Origin of the sequence: Rhodococcus sp. IEGM 1330 (genome assembly GCF_033142445.1) — a bacterium.
Lineage (GTDB): Bacteria > Actinomycetota > Actinomycetes > Mycobacteriales > Mycobacteriaceae > Rhodococcoides.
The window spans coordinates 284,064-301,134 of the sequence record NZ_JAWLSB010000004.1 but is presented as its reverse complement, the minus strand read 5'-3'; the positions used below and the strand labels follow the sequence as shown (position 1 = coordinate 301,134).

Below are 17,071 nucleotides of genomic sequence, written 5' to 3'. Positions count from 1 at the left end.
GTTGCTCGTTACCTCATAGTGAGGTAGCCTCTGCATATTACTTCAGCTACCCCGGAGGTCTACTTGGAAAGCAAACCCGAACGTTCTCTCCTCGCGTCCGATCCAGCACCCGTGCGCCGAGTCCTGGCTCTGTTCACGCCCTACCGCCGCAAGATCGCAGTCGTCAGCGCGATCATCGTCGTCAGCGCGATCGTCGCGCTCGCGTCCCCCTTGCTTCTCCGCGAACTCCTCGATCATGCGATACCCGACCGCGACGTCACCCTCGTCAGCCTCATCGCACTCGGCATGATCGCAGTTGCAGTCGCCACCAACACTCTCGGCGTCGTACAGACCTGGATGTCCAACGGCGTCGGTCAACGACTCATGCACGATCTACGCGTCCAGGTCTACTCGCACCTGCAACGCCAATCCCTCGGATTCTTCGCGCGCACCCGCACCGGCGAGGTTCAATCACGCATCGCCAACGACATCGGCGGCATGCAATCGGTGGTCACCAACACCGCAACGTCCATCGCGCAGAACGCGACGACCGTTGCCGCGACGGTGGTCGCACTCTTCCTGCTCGACTGGAAGCTCGCCACGTTCTCGTTGATCATCCTGCCGGTTTTCGTCCGCGTCGCCCGCCGCATCGGCGACGAGCGGCGCAAGATCTCCACGAAACGACAGAAGTTGCTCAGCGACCTGTCGGTGCAGATCGAGGAATCGCTTTCGGTCAGCGGCATTCTGCTGGGTAAGACCACCGGTTCCGCACAGGCATTGACCGACAAGTTCGCCGACCGATCCCACGAGGTCGCCGGCGTCGAACTCGCGGCGATGATGGCAGGGAAGTGGCGCATGGCCACGATCCAGATCAGCTTCGCCGTCATGCCGGCCATGGTGTACTGGTTTGCCGGGATCACCATCGGGCAGGGGAGCGCACTGACGATCGGAACCCTCGTCGCGTTCACTGCCCTGCAGACCCAATTGTTCCGGCCCACCATGCAATTGCTCAACACCGGCGTCGAGGTGCAGGCCTCGCTCGCGCTGTTCGGCCGAGTGTTCGAGTACCTGGATCTGCCCATCGACGTGGCCGAGCCCACCCACCCGGTGGCGCTGCCCCGCGAGGCCGTCCGCGGAGACGTCGCCTTCCGCGCCGTGGACTTCACCTACACCGCAGCAACAGTCCCGACGCTGTGCGGCATCGACCTGGAGGTCCCGGCCGGCAGCACGCTCGCACTCGTCGGCGCAACCGGCTCCGGCAAGACGACGCTGGGCTATCTCGTTGCGCGGCTGCATGATCCGACGGACGGATCGGTGACCATCGACGGCATCGACCTGCGGCAGATGGCGTCGGAGACCATCGCCGACCTGGTCGGCGTCGTCTCTCAGGAGACGTACCTGTTCCATGCCACCATTCGAGAGAACCTGCGATTCGCCAAACCCGACGCCACCGACGACGAGATTTTCGCCGCCGCCCGAACGGCGCAGATCCACGACTTCATCGACGGCCTCGACGACGGCTACGACACCATGGTCGGCGAACGCGGGTACCGCTTCTCGGGTGGTGAGAAGCAGCGCATCGCCATTGCGCGAACCGTACTGCGCAACCCGCCGATCCTGGTGCTCGACGAAGCGACCAGCGCCCTCGACAATCGCACCGAACGCGCAGTGCAAACCGCGCTCGACGGCCTGATGAAAGGGCGAACGACCATCCTCATCGCGCATCGACTGTCCACGGTGCGCTCCGCGGACCGCATCGCCGTACTCGACCACGGCGTCGTCCGCGAGGTCGGAACCCACGAGTCCCTGTTGGAGAACGACGGCATGTACGCCCAATTGGTCCGAGCCGCAGACGATGTGGTGGACAGTGTGGCTGCATGAGAGTGACCGGGTGACCCCACTGCGCACCATCGCCGGCCGCGTCGAGTGCGAGACCGAGGTCAGGAAGTCCAGGTTCGTCGCCGTCGTCGATCGCGCGGCCACCGAAGCGGAGGCGCGGGCCGTGATCGCCGCAGCTCGCAAGGTCGATCCTGCTGCCGGACATCACTGTTCGGCGTTCATCGTCGACTCGTCGCCATCGGATCCACACATCGACAGCGCCGGTGAGGGCCAGCGCATCGAGCGGTCCAACGACGACGGCGAACCGAGCGGGACGGCAGGCACACCGATGCTCGACGTGCTGCGCGGGCATCACCTGACCAACGTCGTTGCGGTCGTCAGCAGATATTTCGGTGGAACCAAGCTGGGCACCGGCGGACTGGCTCGGGCCTACGGCGGCGCGGTGGCCGAGGCGTTGTTCGAAGCGACGTTCCTGACCCGGGAGCGACGCGAGATCTTGACTCTCGAACTCGACCACGCCGAGGTCGGTCGCGTGGAATCGGAATTGCGCGGCCACGGAGTTGTCGTGGTCGGCACCTCCTACGGTGCGTCCGCGGTACTGACCGTCGCGGTTCCGGACGCGGATTCGACTGCGGCGCTGGTTGCTTCGCTCACTGCGGGTCGCGTGATCCCCGTGCTCGACGGCCATATGTACGCCGAAATTCCCGAATAGCACATCTCCCCGACATTCTCGGGTCGCACGGGCCCCGATTCGGGCCGTTCATCCACAGGCCGGGCGGTTGTCCACATTTCGCCAACTCGTTCACCACGGACGTTCTCCGCATAGCAGTGTCGATCTCGATCGCAATCACGCGACATCGATCGAGGGGAAGACATCATGTACGAAGCACAGTGCGCAGTTCTCGGAACGGTCATCACCAATCCCGTCAAGCGCTCCACACCCACCGGCGACGAGGTACTCAGCTTTCGGATGGCCAGCAACGCCCGACGGCAGGACCGCAACACCGGCGAATGGACCGACGGCGGAACCCTCTACCTGACGGTCACCTGTTGGCGTCGCCTGGTGCGCGGCGTCGGAGCATCGCTGATGAAGGGCGACCCGATCATCGCCTACGGACAGCTACGCACCAACGAGTACACCAACCGTGACGGAGTCGAACGCGCCGATCTCGAGATGCGGGCCAGTGCCGTCGGACCGGATCTCGCGCGCTGCAACGTCTCGATCCATCGGACGAAAGCGGTGGCATCCGACGCTGCGACGGACGGCGATCCGGGAGCGACCGAACCCGTGGACGGGGATCAGGATCACGATCGCATCGACGACGACGTGCGCGAGTCCGTCCCGGCCTGACGGACTCCCGGCATCCGCCGTCCGCGCTGCATCGGAACCTGCGATCGAGTGTGGACGGCGGCTGCGCGCTCGGGCGGTGGTGCCGGAGACCCGCTCGCACCGATAAGCTGGGCATCATGGCTGAATTCATTTACACCATGAAGAAGGTGCGCAAGGCGCACGGCGACAAAGTCATCCTCGACGACGTGACGATGAGCTTCTATCCGGGAGCGAAGATCGGCGTCGTCGGCCCCAACGGCGCCGGTAAGTCCAGCATCCTCAAGATCATGGCGGGAATCGATCAGCCCGGAAACGGTGAGGCGTTCCTCGCTCCCGGTGCCTCGGTCGGCATCCTCATGCAGGAACCGGTTCTCGACGACACCAAGACCGTTCGCGAGAACGTCGAGGACGGTCTCGGTGAGACGATGGTCCAGCTCAAGCGGTACAACGAGATCGCCGAGCTGATGGCCACCGACTACTCCGACGAGCTGATGGAAGAGATGGGCGAGCTGCAGGAAAAGCTCGACCACGCCGATGCCTGGGAGATCGACTCCCAGCTCGAACAGGCCATGGACGCGCTGCGCTGCCCGCCGCCCGAGTCGCCGGTCACCAACCTCTCCGGTGGTGAGAAGCGCCGCGTGGCGCTGTGCAAGCTGCTGCTGAGCAAGCCGGACCTGCTGCTGCTCGACGAGCCGACCAACCACCTCGACGCCGAGAGTGTGCTCTGGCTCGAGCAGCACCTGGCCGCATACGCAGGCGCTATTCTCGCCGTCACTCACGACCGGTACTTCCTCGACCACGTCGCGCAGTGGATTGCCGAGGTCGACCGCGGACACCTGTACCCGTACGAGGGCAACTACTCCACGTACCTGGAGAAGAAGGCCGAACGTCTCGAGGTCTCGGGCAAGAAGGACCAGAAGCTGCAGAAGCGTCTCAAGGACGAGCTCGCCTGGGTTCGTTCCGGTGCCAAGGCGCGTCAGGCAAAGAGCAAGTCTCGTCTGGCTCGCTACGACGAGATGGTGGCCGAGTCCGAGAAGACCAGGAAGCTCGACTTCGACGAGATCCAGATCCCCAACCCGCCGCGCCTCGGCGACGTCGTGGTGGAGGTCAAGAGCCTGGACAAGGGCTTCGACGGCCGCGTGCTGATCAAGGATCTCTCGTTCACGTTGCCCCGCAACGGCATAGTCGGCGTCATCGGCCCCAACGGCGTCGGCAAGACGACGCTGTTCAAGACCATCGTCGGCCTCGAGGAGCCGGACGGCGGCGAGGTCAAGATCGGGCAGACCGTCAAACTCAGCTACGTCGACCAGAACCGCTCGGGCATCGACTCGAAGAAGACGGTGTGGGAAACGGTGTCCGACGGCCTCGACTTCATCACCGTCGGCAGCTCCGAGTTCCCGTCCCGCGCGTACATCAGCTCGTTCGGGTTCAAGGGCCACGATCAGCAGAAGCCTGCCGGAGTGCTCTCCGGTGGTGAGCGGAACCGTCTGAACCTGGCGATGACGCTCAAGCAGGGCGGCAACCTGATCCTGCTCGACGAACCGACCAACGACCTGGACGTCGAAACGCTCGGATCTCTCGAGAACGCGCTCGAGGAATTCCCCGGTTGCGCCGTGGTCATCTCGCACGACCGGTGGTTCCTGGACCGCACCTGCACCCACATCCTGGCGTGGGAAGGTGGCTTCGGCGACAACGAGGCCGCGTGGTATTGGTACGAGGGCAACTTCGAGGGCTACGAGGCCAACAAGGTCGAACGCCTCGGACCCGACGCGGCCCGTCCGCACCGCGTCACGCACCGGAAGCTGACCAGGGACTGACATGGCAGGAAAGACCTTCACCTGCACACTCCAGGTGCGGTGGGGTGATTCCGACCGTCTCGGCCACGTCAACAACACCCGTTTCGTCGAATATCTCCAGGAGGGCCGCGTTCAGTTTCTGAACGCGGTCTTGGGAGGTTCGCAGCAACGGGGTGCGGCCGTGGTGCGCAAACTGGCCACCGATTTTCTGCATCCGATTCTCGACGACTCGGGTCCGCTGACGATCGAGCTGTGGATCACCCGCGTCGGGACCACCTCGTACGGCGTCCGGCACGTGGTGACCGACCGTGACGGAAAAGTCTGCGCGGATGCCGAGGCGTTGATGGTCGCATTCGATCTCGATACCTCGTCGTCGCGCCCTCTGGTCGAGCACGAGCGGGGCCTTCTCACCGAGTACCTCCACGTCGAATAGGGCCGTCGACCAGTTCTGACGCGCTGGGTCTGCGAGGTCACTGCGGTAACGGGGTGTTCGACACTAAGGTCGAGGAGTCATCGACGACCGGCGATCGGCGGGCGTCGGGAAAATCCTCACGAGGGAGTACTCGAACACCATGCCACGCTCGCTGGACCTGCCCGACAACGACTGGGCCGACGGCCTCGACGACCGACTCCTGGCCGAGCTGGCGGCACTGCGTACCGAGTACTTCGAGCACGTGGACACGACGGCCGTCGGGGCGTCCGCGCACACTCCCGACACCACGTCTTTTCATCGGCACGTCCGGTTGGCCGCGCAACGGGGTCCCGAGACCTCGAACGTCGCGGTTCATCGACCCAGCGAGTCGAGTTCTGCTGCCCATCAGGCCGCGGGCAGCTACCTACAGATCGTCACCGACGACATGCCGCTCCTCGTCGAGTCGGTCATCTCGCTGCTCTCCCGACTCGGTATCGAGTACACCGACGTGGTTCATCCCATTCTCTCTGTCACCCGCGACGCCGACGGCGAGCTGACGGGTCTGACCGCCGACGGTCCACGCGAATCCTGGATTCACGTTCAGCTGCATCCCTCCACATCCGAGGACGCCCTCGCCCGCGTTGAGTCGGAGGCGAGCCGGGTGTTGGCCGACGTGCGTCAGGTGGTCGGCGACACCGATCGCATGCGTCGGGTACAGGCCGAGGTCGCCGACCTCCTCGACGGTGCGGCCCAACGGGTCGGCGATGCGGAGTTCGACACCGCCGTCGAACATCGCGACGCAGCCGCGTTGCTGCGCTGGCTAGGCGACGGCCACTACACGCTTCTCGGCTACCGCCGGTATCGGATCGGCGGTGTCGACGGCGCACGGACGGCCACCGGCGAGGAGTCGAGCAGCCTCGGTGTCTTGCGCGACGCGGCGCACTACGTGGACGGTGCGGAACCGCTCGGTGAGCGCGACCTGGTCGCCCTGACGCAGGGAGCGAGTCCGGCGACGGTGCACCGCGCGGTCTACCCCTACTTCGTGAGTGTCCTCGACCTCGAGAACTCGGCCGAGCACCGCTTCGTCGGCGTCTTCACCGTGACGGCGCTGCACGAGAACGTGCTCGACATTCCGGTGATCGAGCGTCGGGTGCGCTCGGTGATCGCCCGGGCCGGCCATGATCTCGGGTCGTTCTCGGGTCAGGCCATGCTCGAAGTGCTGCAGTCGATGCCGCGCTCGGAACTCTTCGCCACCTCGGCGGCCTGGCTGTTCGAGACCGCGAGTGCTGTTCTGGCACTGGGCCGTCGGCGCAAGGTCAAGCTGTTCGTCCGGCCCGACGCCAGCGGGTCCTTCGTCTCCGCCCTGGTGTACCTGCCGCGAGATCGCTACACCACCCGTGTTCGCCTCGCCATCCAGGATCGGTTGCTCCGCGAACTCGGCGGTACCTCTCTCGACTACACAGCGCGCGTGACGGAATCGGACCTGGCGCTGTTGCACGTGACCGTCCGTCGCGCACCGGGAACGGCGTCGACGGAGCTCGCTGCCGAGGACATCACCCGGATCGAGGCGGCGCTCACCGAGACCACCAGAACCTGGGAGGACTCCCTCGGCGACGCGGTCTCGCTCGACCGCACCGTGGACCCGCTGCGGATACAGCGGTACACCGAGGCGTTCCCCGAGGCCTACAAGCAGGACTTCAGTCCGGCTCGGGCCGTCACCGACATCGCTCGCCTCGAAGGGCTCGGTGACGAGTCGATCGACCTGCAGCTCTACCGCAACGAGCAGTCCGCCGTGGGCAGTTGGCGGTTCTCGCTGTACATCGGTGGCACGGGCGTCTCGCTGTCACAGGTGCTGCCCATTCTGCAGAGCCTCGGCGTCGAGGTCGACGACGAACGACCGTACCCCGTGGTGCGGCCGGACGGAATGTCCTGCTGGATCTACGATTTCGGGCTCTCCGCCTCACGCGAGATGCTGCGCTCGGCAATCGACGGTGACATCGACGCGGAGTTGTCCGAGGCGGGCACCGCCGATCGCGAGAGCCGAGTGCAGCACCGGTTCACCGACGCGTTCGCGGCAGTGTGGAGTGGCGAGGCGGAGGCCGACCGGTTCAACGAGCTGGTCATGCGCGCCGGCCTGCACTGGCGGCAGGCAGCGGTGTTGCGCGCGTACGCGAAGTATCTGCGCCAGGCCGGTTTTCCCTACAGTCAGTTCAACATCGAAGGTGTGCTGCTGACGCATCCGCGCACTGCCCGGCTGCTCGTCGGGTTGTTCGAGGCGCAGTTCGATCCCGAGGCGAGCTCGGAGGAGAACGCGCAGTCGATCGGCACCCAGCTGGGGGAACTGATCGACGAGGTCGTCAGCCTCGATGCCGATCGAATCCTGCGCAGCATGTTCGAGCTGATCCGCGCGACCTTGCGAACCAACTACTTCGTGGTGGGAGTCGACGGCGAACATCGCGAGTACCTCTCGCTCAAGTTCGATCCGCAGTCGATCGCCGAATTGCCCAAGCCGAAGCCGAAATTCGAGATCTTCGTGTACTCGCCCCGCGTCGAAGGTGTGCACCTGCGGTTCGGGGCGGTGGCCCGCGGCGGACTGCGCTGGTCGGATCGACGCGAGGACTTCCGGACCGAGATCCTCGGACTCGCCAAAGCCCAGATGGTCAAGAACGCCGTCATCGTGCCGGTCGGAGCCAAGGGTGGATTCGTCGTCAAGCGGCCCCCTGTCGTGACCGGTGACGCCGATCGAGATCGTCAGGCACATGCAGACGAAGGCAAGGCCTGCTACCGACTGTTCATCGCCGGGTTGCTCGACATCACCGACAATCTCGACCGCGCTACCGGAACGGTGACGGTTCCCACCGGCGTCGTACGCCGCGACGGAGACGACACGTACCTCGTCGTTGCCGCGGACAAGGGCACCGCGACATTCTCCGACATGGCCAACGACGTGGCTGCGAAGTACGGCTTCTGGCTCGGCGACGCCTTCGCCTCCGGTGGTTCGGCCGGCTACGACCACAAAGCCATGGGCATCACCGCCAAGGGCGCGTGGGAGAGCGTCAAACGCCACTTCCGCGAGCTCGGAATCGACACGCAGAGCCAGGATTTCACCGTCGTCGGTGTCGGAGACATGAGCGGGGACGTGTTCGGCAACGGCATGTTGCTCAGCAGGCACATTCGCCTGCTCGCCGCGTTCGATCACCGGCACATCTTTCTCGATCCCGACCCCGAGCGTGAGTCCTCGTTCGCCGAGCGGGAGCGGTTGTTCGCACTGCCGCGGTCGTCGTGGGCGGACTACGACACCTCGCTCATCAGTGCTGGCGGCGGAGTGTGGGAGCGGACGCGCAAGTCGGTCCCGATCAGTGCGGCCGCGCGCGCTGCACTCGGGCTGGGGGATTCCGTGGACGCGCTGTCTCCGCCGGAGTTGGTGAACGCAATCCTTCGGGCTCCGGCCGATCTGCTGTGGAACGGCGGAATCGGCACGTACATCAAGGCGTCCACCGAGACCAATGCCGAGGTCGGTGACAAGGCCAACGACATGGTGAGGGTCGACGGAATCGACGTGCGCGCCGCAGTGGTGGGGGAGGGCGGCAACCTCGGTGCCACCGCACTGGGCCGCATCGAATACGCCGCGGCCGGTGGCAAGATCAACACCGATGCCGTCGACAACTCCGCGGGTGTCGACTGCTCCGATCACGAGGTCAACATCAAGATCTTGTTGGAAACGGCCATCACCAACGGCAACCTCGCGCGCGAGGATCGGGACGAGCTGCTCGCGTCCATGACCGACGAGGTGGGCAGGCTGGTGTTGTGGGACAACATCATGCAGAACGAGCTGCTCGGCACATCGAGGTTCGACGCACCGAGCCTGGTCACCGTGCACAGTCGGGTGATCGAGGATCTGGAAGTGCGCCGAGGGCTCGACCGTGAGCTCGAGGCGCTACCGACCGAGGCCGATCTACGACGACGCAAGCAGGACGGCCGAGGGCTGACCTCGCCGGAACTCGCGACGTTGATGGCTCACGTGAAGTTGGCGTTGGAAGCGGAGCTGCTCGACAGCGAACTTCCCGACAGCGATGTGTTCGCTCCGCGGCTACCCAAGTATTTCCCCGAGCCGCTACGAGAGCCGTATGCCGACGCGATCACCGCGCATCCTCTCCGGCGGCAACTGGTGGCCACGACGCTGGCCAACGAAGCCATCGACTGCGGCGGCATCACGTTCCCCTACCGATTGACCGAGGATTCGGGTGCGGCAGGCACCGATGCCATTCGCGCGTTCGCTGCCGCCACCGAGATATTCGGACTCGACGAGGTGTGGAACTCGATCAGGGCAGCGGACGTGCCGACTGCGGTCTCGGCCGAACTGTTGCTCGAGTCGCGCCGCATGCTCGACCGCGTCTCGCGCTGGCTGCTCGCCAACCGTCCGCAGCCGCTGGCCGTCGGCGCCGAGATCAGCCGGTACGCCGGTCAGGTGCGGGCACTGCAACCGTCGGTGTCCACATGGATCTCCGGGCATCAAGCCAGCGATCTGGACTCGCGATCGGCTGCGGCGATCGAACGCGGTGCGCCGGCCGAGCTGGCTCGTCGGATCTACGGATTGCTCGATGTGTACTGCCTGCTCGACATCATCGATATCGCCGACATCGTCGACCGGGACGGAGCCGAGGTCGCCGAGCTCTACTTCGCCCTTGACGCGCACATCGGCATCGACTGGTTGCTCACCGCGGTGTCCAAGCTGGCCCGCGGGGACCGCTGGCATTCGTTGGCGCGCTTGGCTCTTCGCGACGATCTGTATTCCTCGTTGCGGGGAATCACGCAGGCCGTATTGGCGGGCGGTGAGCCGGAGGAGTCGGTAGCGGAGAAGATCGCAGAATGGGAGTCGACGAACTCGTCCCGTCTGGCGAGGTCTCGTGCGGCATTGACCGAGATCGCCGAGTCGGGAACCCTCGACCTGGCCACTCTGTCGGTCGCTGCCCGACAGGTGCGCAACATGGTGCCCTGACCTCCCGCACCACATCGCAACTGCCGACATCGCCGACACTCGACCGAGAAGAGGGAACGACCACGTGAGTGTGCCCGACGCCCATCTGTCCGACCAACGACCTGCAACCCAGCGAGTGGGTTTTCATGCCACCGTGGACGTGCGGTGGTCGGATATGGATGTGTATCAACACATCAACCATGCCCGGATGGTCACTCTCCTCGAAGAGGCACGCATTCCCTGGCTGTTGGTGGACGGGAGGCCGACGGCGAACCTGCGCCACGGAGCGGTGATCGCGGATCTGCACGTGAAGTATCGGGGCCAGCTCCGGCACGAGGACGGCCCGCTCGATGTCTTCATGTGGATCGATGCGGTGCGGGCGGTGGACTTCGTCGTCGGATACGAGGTGCGGGCCCGGGGTGCCTCACTGGACACCCCTGCCGCCGTGGTGGCCTCGACGCAGATCGCGGCGTTCGATATCGATGCGCAGCGGTTGCGTCGGCTCACCCCGACCGAGCGCGAGTTTCTCGTGAGCTGGCAGCGTGTATGAGCGCGTACTGACCGTGCCCGATGCGGTCGAGCGGGAGAACCTCGCGACGTTCTGTACCAGGGCGCTGCGGTTGGACGAAGCTGCGGTGATCCGTATGCGGACCCGAGCAGGCGGCGGTGTGTCCTGCTGGGCCGCAACGGGTTTCGACGCGCTGGCGGCGCGGGTGATCACCGGAACCGTGGTGCCCGACGACACCAGCGCCGGTGCCGATGTGTTGGTCGAGGCGGTGGAGCAGGCGGCCGACGGTGTGATCGACCCGGGTTTCTCGATGGATTCCGCGTGGCGCGGTGCCCTGCCGCCGGACAGCGGATTCGGCCACCTCGACGATGTGCCCGCCAGGGTGCTTGTGGGGCTCGCACAACGCGGCGTCGCACTGGCCAAGGAGCACGGCAGCAGCCACGGCCCGCCGAGTTCGTTGCTCGAACAGGAAGTTCTGCACGTCGCCGGCGACGCCGACGACGTCTCGATCTCCATGCGGACGGTATTCGCGCTCACCGCAATGGGTTTCGTTCCACACAGTGGCAGTGATCCGTTGACGGTGGACGTCGACCCGGATCGGATCGCACCCGACGAGGTCGTTCGTGTGCGGGTGTCGAAGGTGTGGCTACGCCTCGATGCCCGTTACGGCTCGGTCTTCGCTCGTCGCGCGGGACAGCAGTTGTCGCTCACCGTCGAGCGCTAGACGAGCCAGGCAGCAGCGTTCGCCGGAAGCCTGCCGTCCACCAGCGGAGCACTGGCCAGCAGCAACTCGCCGGGTGGCAGCGGGATCGGCTCCTCCGACGCGTTCAAGGCGCAGATCAGCCCGCCGCGTCGACGAAACGCCAGGCAGCCGGGAGGTGATCCGTACCAATCGATTCCGTTGCCGGTGAATTCCGGACGCAGAGCCCGCAGCTCGAAGGCCGTCCGGTAGAGGCTCAGCATCGAATCGACGTCCTCTAGTTGCGCCTCGGCGGTGTACCCGCCCCACTCCGGCGGCATCGGCAACCAGGTGCGATCGGTGGAGGAGAATCCGAACGGCGGTGTGTGCCCCTCCCACGGCATCGGCACCCGACAGCCGTCGCGGCCACGCTCGGCGTGCCCGGATCGCTCCCACACCGGATCCTGCAACGCACTGTCGGGCAGTTGCACGTTGGGCAACCCGAGTTCGGCACCGTTGTACACGAAAATCGTTCCGGGAAGCGCCAATTCGACGAGGATCATGGCGCGGGAGCGGGCCCGACCGAGGTCCCCACCGCCGTACCGGGTGACCTCGCGCTCGACGTCGTGGTTCGACAGGGTCCATGTCGGAGTTCCATCGACCAGTTCGACTGCGGCAAGGGAATTGGAGATGGCATCGCGGATGGTTGCGGCATCGAAATCGACACTGGCCAGCCGGAAGTTGAAGCCCAGGTGCAACTCGTCGGGCCTGATGTACTCCGAGAAGCGCACATTGTCCTGTACCCAGATCTCGCCGACGGTCACCGCGTCGGGGAACTCGTCCATGACGGCTCTGATGCGTCGATGCAGGTCGTGGACCCGAGGATTGTTGAACCGGGGATCGTCGTCGTCGTTCTTCATCAACGCGTTGAGTTCGAGACTCATGTCCGCCAGGTCCACCGGTTTGGCCATACCGTGCGCCACATCGAGACGGAAGCCGTCGACGCCGCGGGAGAGCCAGAATCTCAGGGTGCGCGCGAAATCGTCGAACACCTCGGGATTGTTCCAGTTCAGATCCGGCTGCTCGGGCGCGAAGATGTGCAGGTACCACTGGCCCGGGGAACCGTCGGGCTCGGTGATGCGAGTCCAGGCCGGGCCGCCGAAGATGCTCGGCCAGTTGTTCGGCGGCTGCGAACCGTCGTCACCACGTCCGTCTCGAAAGATGTAGCGGGCGCGCTCGGCACTACCGCGCGCTGCCGTCACGGCCGATCGGAACCACGGGTGCTCGCTGCTGGTGTGATTGGGCACCAGATCCATCGTGACCTTGATGTCGCGCGCATGAGCTTCGTCGACCAACGCGTCGAAGATCTCCAGGTTGCCGAACAGGGGGTCGATGTCGCGGGGATCGGACACGTCGTACCCGTGATCGGCCATGGGCGACCGGGTGATGGGTCCGATCCAGACGGCGTCGATACCCAGGAGCTCGAGGTAGCCGAGCTTGTCTCGAATTCCGTCGAGGTCACCGATGCCGTCACCGTTGGAGTCCGCGAACGACCGGGGATAGATCTGGTAGAAGACGGCATCCTGCCACCACAACAGCTCGGAGCTTTCGATCGGATCGGTCACAAGGGGCAATAGTGCCAAACGATCGGCCGCGGAACGATTCAGGGGCGTTGGGGCACGACAGGCGGCGAGTTTTCAGGTCAACCAACAGTAAAGCTTTGTGCTCATTCACATGACCGACTCGTGCCGGTTCGTTGGGAAAGTGTTGTATGTTCTGCTCGGGAAACCAGTAGCGGCGGAAGCCGCGCCCGACGGTGAGGACGCGACGGAAACCATGATCACTTCGACCATCGAAGCCGTACGACTCGGCGATATCGCGCTCGACGACAGCCCCATCGAGCCGACCTGGATTCTCGAAGGAAACCCGCAGGCGCGCCTCGCCGAGTGGTCGAAGAGCATCGACGGCACTACCACCACCAACGTGTGGGACTGCACGGCAGGACGTTTCCGCTGGTACTTCGCCGTCGACGAGATCGTGCACATCATGGACGGTTCGGTGACCGTGTCGAGTGACGACCACGCACCGCGCACCCTGCTCCCCGGCGATGCCGCACTGTTCCGTGCGGGCACCTGGTCGGAGTGGCACGTGGAGAACTACGTGCGCAAGCACGCGATCCTGCGCCAGCACCTGCCCGCGCCCGTGATCTTCGCCCTCAAGGTGGCCGGTTCCGTTCGCGCCCGGGTGGGCAAGCTCAAGGCCGCCGTCGGCGGCAAGAGCCTGCAGCGCGCCGGATCGCTGTAGCCCACTCCGCTCTCTGCTGTCAGATCGCCGAGTTCATCATCGAATTGGCGGCCATCTCCATGTAGTCGATCAGTTGGGCTCGGTGCGCGGAGTCCATGACCTCGGGGGCGATCGACGCGATCGCGATGTGCATACAGCGAAGCCACGCGTCTCGCTCCATCGGCCCGATCCGAAACGGGTTGTGGCGCATCCGCAATCGAGGATGACCGCGCTCGTCGGAGTACGTCCGCGGACCGCCCCAGTACTGCTCGAGGAACATCCGCATCCGCCGTTCGGCCGGTGCCAGATCCTCCTCGGGGTACAACGGTCGCACTATCTCGTCCTCGGCGACTTCCTCGTAGAACTTCGCCGTGAGTGACCGGAACGTCTCGGCACCGCCTACCGCGTCGTAGAACGTCTGCTGCGGTTCGGTCATCACACTCTCTCTGTTCGTTCCTGATCGGAGTCGGTCACGTTCATTGTCTCTCAGCTGCTGCGCTCGACCGCAACCCCACCCGGGCGACCCAGTGCGTACGGTGCCTTGATGCCGGCGTCGTCGAATGCCTGGAGTATGTCCTGGTGGAGTCGGCGCTGCACGGCCCACTGGCGTCCGGGGCGGGTCTTGATCGTGATGCGGATGGTGACCGTGTCGGCGCTGACCGCGTTGACTCCGAGCATCTCGGGCGGTTCGAGGATGTCGCTGGCGAAGTCTTTCGACTCCACCACCTCGAGTGTGGTGCGTTCGGCGACGGCGCGGGCCTCGTCGATGTTGGCCGTGTGGGACACGGGCAGATCGAGAACGGCGACTGCGAAGCCCTGACTCATGTTGCCCACGCGCAGCACCTCGCCGTTGCGGCAGTACCACACCGTGCCGTTGACATCCCTGATCGTCGTGACGCGTAGCCCCACGCTCTCGACGGTGCCGGTCGCTTCACCGAGGTCGACGACGTCGCCCACTCCGTACTGGTCCTCGAGGAGCATGAAGATGCCCGACAGAAAGTCTCGGACCAGGTTCTGGGCACCGAAGCCCAAGGCGACACCGACGATCCCGGCCGAGGCGATGAACGGAGCGACATTGACCCCCACGACATCGAGCACCGAGAGCACGAACCACGTGAGAATCATGACCGAGACCGCCGACTTGAGCACCGAGCCGATCGTGTTGGCCCGTTGTTTGCGCCGCTCGTTGAGGATCGCGCCCTTGACGGTGTTCGACGACCGGTCGCGGAGCGGACGCAACAGCGTCGGAGCCTTGCCGACGTTGTTGCGGGTGAATCGGTCGATCAGTTTGTGCAGGACGAGGCGCAGCACGATGGCGAGGGCCAGATAGCCCAGAGCCTGCAGCGGACGATCGACCAACCAGTCGCGTCCGGTCTCCGTCAGCTCGAAAGCTCGGGTGTCGAGATCTCGTAACAGCGACGGTTCGGGAAGGGACGATGCGGACAGGAAGGTTGATACGGACACCCGAAAAGTCTACGGAGACGCAGAAATCTTGCCAGTCACGCAGCGCATGGAGCCGTCGTTCGTCGATCGTGAACGCGAGGACGCGAAATGTTCACCGATCGGCAACAGAAAATGCCGAGAAAAAGGCTGTGCGCGGACGGTGCATTCGTGTTCCACTGTGACTCGTGTTCCACGCAAGCCATGCGCGGGCGCCGACTGTCTCTGGAGCAACGCATGAAGAACTCGCAACACCGCCATCGACAACTCCCGCCCACTGAGGGCCGCACCACGCACGACCAGCGTGAGACGGCCTCGGGGGCTTCTCCGCTGCGTGTGGTGCCGACGGCCCACAGTGCCACGGGCGACGACGCCGTACCGGCGTGGGTCAAGCGCCGTGTGCTGCTCCTCAATGCCACATTCGAACCACTGACCGCGCTTCCGATGCGCCGGGCGGTGGTTCTTCTCGTTTGTGGGAAGGCCGATGTGATCCACGACGACCCCGAGGGTCCGTTCATTCGGTCCGCGGACTTCTCGGTCCAGGTGCCGTCGGTGATCAGACTGCGGACGTTCGTCCGTGTTCCGTACCGAGCGCGAGTGCCGATGACGCGTGCCGCGCTGATGCACCGCGACCGGTTCCGGTGCGCGTACTGCGGAAGCAAGGCCGAAACCGTCGACCACGTGGTGCCGCGTAGCCGTGGAGGTGGCCACTCGTGGGAGAACTGCGTCGCCTGCTGCGCCTCGTGCAACCATCGCAAGGCGGACAAACTGCTCAGTGAGATCGGCTGGACGTTGCGCGCCCAGTTGGTGCCGCCGAAGGGTCCGCACTGGCGACTGTTGGCAACGACGAAGGAGCTCGACCCGAGTTGGCTCGCGTATCTCGGTGAGGGTGCTGCCTGACGCGGTCGCGTCTGCACATTTCGGTCACAACACCGGCCCCGACGTGGTCCGACGCGCAATTGTCGACTAACGTCACACCCTGTGAGCATTTTTGAGACCACGCTGATATTCGGGGTGATTCCGGTTGCGGTGATCGGACTCATCGGCGCGTTGTCCTACTTGACCGACAAGCAGCCCGGTATGGACGTTCCGCCCTACCGACTGACGGACGAGTGGACGCGCGAGCCATTGCTGTGGAGTGCTACGGACGAGGTGACTCCCTTCGGAGGCCACGGTTCGCACGACGCCGACACAGCCGACTCGATCGGAGGTTCTGCAAGTGGCAAGTGGTGAACTCGTCCGCAGTGAAGTCAGAGAAGAAGACCTGCCCGTCGGTGCTGCGCTCACTTCGAGCGGCCGCGTCTCGGTGGCTCACGAGTTCGGGACGACAAGTCCCGAGCACCTACCGTTCGCGACGCAGGACCTGGTTGCGCTCGACGATGCACTCACCCAGGCGATTCGGCAGACCAAGATCCGGTTCAATGTCTACATCGGTGATCTCGGCGTCGATCCCGCCGCGGGTGCGGATTCGGTGTTCCCCGGCACACCCGATGCCATCCGCTCGGTGCTGATCGCCGTCGACCCCAATGGGCACGCTCTCGAGATCCGCACCGGCAGGCGAGTGTCCAACCGAGCGACCGACCGGGTTGCACAGCTGGGTGTCACCGCTGCGCTCGGCCCGTTCCGCGACGGCAACCTCATCGACGGTCTGGTCGCGTCCGTCCGGGTGATGGCTGCGTCCATCCTGAGCCCCTAGCTCTCCACCTCCCGACCGCGCACCTACGACGAGGGCCGGTTTGTACACCACCATGTTGTGGCCACCGGCCACGTCTGTTGTGGGGTACTGATAAGGTGGCGGCGCAAACCCCCGCCGCGGGAAACCCCACC

The 17,071-nt window shown here is 65.1% G+C and carries 15 protein-coding genes; 12 read left to right on the top strand and 3 right to left on the bottom strand.

Annotation, left to right across the window (positions count from 1 at the left end; genetic code table 11):
- Positions 1 to 111 precede the first annotated feature (111 nt).
- From R4P57_RS12230 to R4P57_RS12195, 8 genes are all read left to right on the top strand, one after another.
- Positions 112 to 1,860 (top strand): ABC transporter ATP-binding protein, encoded by a 1,749-nt coding sequence (locus R4P57_RS12230; protein ID WP_317803103.1) that lies wholly within the window; start codon positions 112 to 114, stop codon positions 1,858 to 1,860.
- Positions 1,861 to 1,870: 10 nt separating this feature from the next.
- Complete coding sequence (locus tag R4P57_RS12225) at positions 1,871 to 2,530, top strand: IMPACT family protein (RefSeq protein ID WP_317803102.1); 660 nt, start codon at positions 1,871 to 1,873, stop codon at positions 2,528 to 2,530.
- A gap of 165 nt (positions 2,531 to 2,695) precedes the next feature.
- Positions 2,696 to 3,169: a single-stranded DNA-binding protein gene (locus tag R4P57_RS12220; protein ID WP_317803101.1), complete on the top strand. Its 474-nt coding sequence runs from the start codon at positions 2,696 to 2,698 to the stop codon at positions 3,167 to 3,169.
- Between the two features lie 116 nt (positions 3,170 to 3,285).
- Positions 3,286 to 4,965, top strand: coding sequence for an energy-dependent translational throttle protein EttA (gene ettA, locus R4P57_RS12215; RefSeq protein ID WP_317803100.1), 1,680 nt, complete (start codon positions 3,286 to 3,288; stop codon positions 4,963 to 4,965).
- A gap of 1 nt (position 4,966) precedes the next feature.
- Positions 4,967 to 5,377, top strand: coding sequence for an acyl-CoA thioesterase (locus tag R4P57_RS12210; RefSeq protein ID WP_317803099.1), 411 nt, complete (start codon positions 4,967 to 4,969; stop codon positions 5,375 to 5,377).
- Between the two features lie 139 nt (positions 5,378 to 5,516).
- On the top strand, positions 5,517 to 10,355 hold the full coding sequence (locus tag R4P57_RS12205) for an NAD-glutamate dehydrogenase (protein ID WP_317803098.1): 4,839 nt from the start codon (positions 5,517 to 5,519) through the stop codon (positions 10,353 to 10,355).
- A gap of 64 nt (positions 10,356 to 10,419) precedes the next feature.
- Positions 10,420 to 10,884 (top strand): acyl-CoA thioesterase, encoded by a 465-nt coding sequence (locus tag R4P57_RS12200; RefSeq protein ID WP_317803097.1) that lies wholly within the window; start codon positions 10,420 to 10,422, stop codon positions 10,882 to 10,884.
- Positions 10,877 to 11,566 carry a hypothetical protein gene (locus R4P57_RS12195; protein WP_317803096.1) on the top strand — a complete coding sequence of 230 codons (690 nt, stop codon included), beginning with the start codon at positions 10,877 to 10,879 and terminating at the stop codon, positions 11,564 to 11,566. Before R4P57_RS12200 ends, R4P57_RS12195 begins: the two co-directional genes overlap by 8 nt.
- On the opposite strand, the gene R4P57_RS12190 is transcribed toward R4P57_RS12195, so the two are convergent.
- Positions 11,563 to 13,146: a glycoside hydrolase family 13 protein gene (locus tag R4P57_RS12190; RefSeq protein WP_317803095.1), complete on the bottom strand. Its 1,584-nt coding sequence runs from the start codon at positions 13,144 to 13,146 to the stop codon at positions 11,563 to 11,565. The genes R4P57_RS12195 and R4P57_RS12190 overlap by 4 nt on opposite strands.
- A gap of 211 nt (positions 13,147 to 13,357) precedes the next feature.
- Between R4P57_RS12190 and R4P57_RS12185 the strand changes: the two genes are divergently transcribed.
- Positions 13,358 to 13,825 (top strand): cupin domain-containing protein, encoded by a 468-nt coding sequence (locus tag R4P57_RS12185; RefSeq protein WP_317803094.1) that lies wholly within the window; start codon positions 13,358 to 13,360, stop codon positions 13,823 to 13,825.
- A 19-nt stretch (positions 13,826 to 13,844) separates the two neighbouring features.
- Here the strand turns inward: R4P57_RS12185 and R4P57_RS12180 are convergent, their stop codons facing one another.
- Positions 13,845 to 14,240, bottom strand: a complete 396-nt coding sequence (locus R4P57_RS12180; protein ID WP_317803093.1) for a globin — start codon at positions 14,238 to 14,240, stop codon at positions 13,845 to 13,847.
- A 50-nt stretch (positions 14,241 to 14,290) separates the two neighbouring features.
- The gene (locus R4P57_RS12175; RefSeq protein WP_317803250.1) at positions 14,291 to 15,250 is read right to left on the bottom strand and encodes a mechanosensitive ion channel family protein; all 960 of its coding nucleotides are present in this window, start codon (positions 15,248 to 15,250) and stop codon (positions 14,291 to 14,293) included.
- 231 nt (positions 15,251 to 15,481) lie between these two features.
- On the opposite strand from R4P57_RS12175, the gene R4P57_RS12170 reads away from it, so the two are divergent.
- From R4P57_RS12170 to R4P57_RS12160, 3 genes are all read left to right on the top strand, one after another.
- On the top strand, positions 15,482 to 16,144 hold the full coding sequence (locus R4P57_RS12170; protein ID WP_317803092.1) for an HNH endonuclease: 663 nt from the start codon (positions 15,482 to 15,484) through the stop codon (positions 16,142 to 16,144).
- A gap of 81 nt (positions 16,145 to 16,225) precedes the next feature.
- Positions 16,226 to 16,477, top strand: a complete 252-nt coding sequence (locus tag R4P57_RS12165; RefSeq protein WP_317803091.1) for a hypothetical protein — start codon at positions 16,226 to 16,228, stop codon at positions 16,475 to 16,477.
- Positions 16,464 to 16,940 carry a DUF5130 family protein gene (locus R4P57_RS12160; protein WP_317803090.1) on the top strand — a complete coding sequence of 159 codons (477 nt, stop codon included), beginning with the start codon at positions 16,464 to 16,466 and terminating at the stop codon, positions 16,938 to 16,940. The genes R4P57_RS12165 and R4P57_RS12160 overlap by 14 nt, the downstream gene beginning before the upstream one ends.
- Positions 16,941 to 17,071: the final 131 nt, after the last annotated feature.